This window comes from Pseudomonas sp. P5_A2_2, assembly GCF_054177685.1.
In genome coordinates this window covers 1-2,294 of the sequence record NZ_JBGCUL010000734.1, presented here as the reverse complement: position 1 = coordinate 2,294, position 2,294 = coordinate 1, and the positions used below count along the sequence as shown (strand labels likewise).

The window sequence follows — 2,294 nt, the reverse complement described above, 5'->3', positions numbered from 1 at the left end:
CAGGTCCCTTCTGCAACCGGAAGGGACCTGAGCCGCCGTTGGCGTTTGTTACGAGGCTGTTTTAATGCCGTTGTCCAACATCCACATCATCCATCAGGACACCGCCGTACTGGTGGTGAACAAACCGACCCTGTTGCTCTCTGTCCCTGGCCGGGCCGACGACAACAAGGACTGCCTGATTACCCGCCTGCAAGAAAACGGCTACCCGGAAGCGCGCATCGTCCATCGGCTGGACTGGGAGACTTCCGGCATTATCCTGCTGGCCCGTGATCCGGATACCCATCGCGAGCTGTCCCGGCAATTTCACGACCGGGAAACCGAAAAGGCCTACACCGCCCTGTGCTGGGGCCAGCCGGAACTGGACAGCGGCAGCATCGACCTGCCCTTGCGCTACGACCCGCCGACCAAGCCACGGCATGTGGTCGATCACGAATTCGGCAAACATGCGCTGACCTTCTGGCGCGTGCTCGAGCGTTGCGGCGACTGGTGCCGCGTTGAGCTGACACCGATCACCGGCCGCTCCCACCAGTTGCGCGTGCACATGCTCTCGATTGGCCATCCGTTGCTGGGTGACGGGCTCTATGCCCATGAACAGGCCTTGGCGGCCTGGCCACGCCTGTGCCTGCACGCCAGCATGCTCAGCTTCACCCATCCGCAGACCGGTGAGCGCCTGCGCTTCGAGTGTCCGGCACCGTTTTAAGACATACATCAATCCTGTGGGAGCGAGCTTGCTCGCGATCTGGCCGGCACATCCAACATTGATGCTGGCTGACACTCCGCCATCGCGAGCAAGCTCGCTCCCACAGGGATCTCCTCCAGATTCTACTTCGGTGACCAGCCCCAACATTCAGTGCGACGCCATTTACCAAGCCAATACGTTAAACTGGCGCCACTGCTGTCTGGAGCTACTTTATGCGCGAAGAGTTGAACCAAGGCCTGATCGATTTCCTCAAGGCCTCCCCTACCCCGTTCCATGCCACCGCCAGCCTTGTTCAGCGCCTGGAAGCGGCGGGCTATCAACGCCTCGACGAGCGCGAGCCGTGGATTACCGAAGCCAACGGTCGCTACTACGTCACCCGCAACGACTCTTCGATTGTCGCGATCAAAATGGGCCGCCACTCACCGTTGCACGGCGGCATTCGCCTGGTCGGCGCCCACACCGACAGCCCGTGCCTGCGCGTCAAGCCGCAACCGGAACTGCAACGCCAGGGCTTCTGGCAATTGGGCGTCGAAGTGTATGGCGGCGCGCTGCTGGCGCCGTGGTTCGACCGTGACCTGTCACTGGCGGGCCGCGTAACCTTCCGTCGTGATGGCAAGGTCGAGAGCCAGTTGATCGACTTCAAGGCACCCGTCGCGATCATTCCGAACCTGGCGATTCACCTCAACCGTGAAGCCAACATGGGCTGGGCCATCAACGCCCAGACCGAATTGCCGCCGATCCTCGCGCAATTTGCCGGTGACGAGCGCGTGGACTTTCGCGCAGTACTCACCGATCAACTCGCCCGCGAACACGGCCTGAACGCTGATGTGGTGCTCGATTACGAGTTGAGTTTCTACGACACCCAAAGCGCGGCGGTCATTGGTTTGCACGGTGATTTCATCGCCGGCGCGCGCCTGGACAACCTGCTGTCGTGCTACGCCGGCCTGCAAGCGCTGCTGACGGCCGACACCGACGAGACCTGCGTGCTGGTCTGCAACGACCACGAAGAAGTCGGTTCCTGCTCGGCCTGCGGTGCCGACGGCCCGATGCTCGAGCAAACCTTGCGTCGCCTGCTGCCTGAAGGTGATGAGTTGGTACGCACCATTCAGAAATCCCTGCTGGTTTCAGCTGACAACGCCCACGGCGTGCATCCGAACTACGCCGACAAGCACGACGCCAACCACGGTCCGAAACTCAACGCCGGCCCGGTGATCAAGGTCAACAGCAACCAGCGCTACGCCACCAACAGCGAAACCGCCGGGTTCTTCCGTCATCTGTGCATGGCTGAAGAAGTGCCGGTGCAGAGTTTCGTGGTGCGCAGCGACATGGGCTGTGGTTCGACCATCGGCCCGATCACCGCCAGCCACCTGGGCGTGCGCACCGTGGACATCGGCCTGCCGACGTTCGCCATGCACTCGATCCGCGAATTGTGCGGCAGCCATGACCTGGCGCATCTGGTCAAGGTGCTGAGCGCGTTCTACGCCTGCCGCGAGTTGCCGTAAACCTGAAAAAGCATCGCGAGCAAGCTCGCTCCCACATTGGATTGCATTTCAAATGTGGGAGCGACGGTGCGGCGATCCGACTTGCTCGCGAT

2 protein-coding genes are annotated in these 2,294 nt (G+C 61.8%); both read left to right on the top strand.

Features of this window, described 5'->3' with window-relative positions:
* The first annotated feature begins 64 nt into the window (after positions 1 to 64).
* Positions 65 to 700, top strand: a complete 636-nt coding sequence (locus ACXRVY_RS24950) for an RluA family pseudouridine synthase (protein WP_223462174.1) — start codon at positions 65 to 67, stop codon at positions 698 to 700.
* A gap of 212 nt (positions 701 to 912) precedes the next feature.
* Positions 913 to 2,202, top strand: coding sequence for a M18 family aminopeptidase (locus ACXRVY_RS24945; protein ID WP_223462173.1), 1,290 nt, complete (start codon positions 913 to 915; stop codon positions 2,200 to 2,202).
* Positions 2,203 to 2,294: the final 92 nt, after the last annotated feature.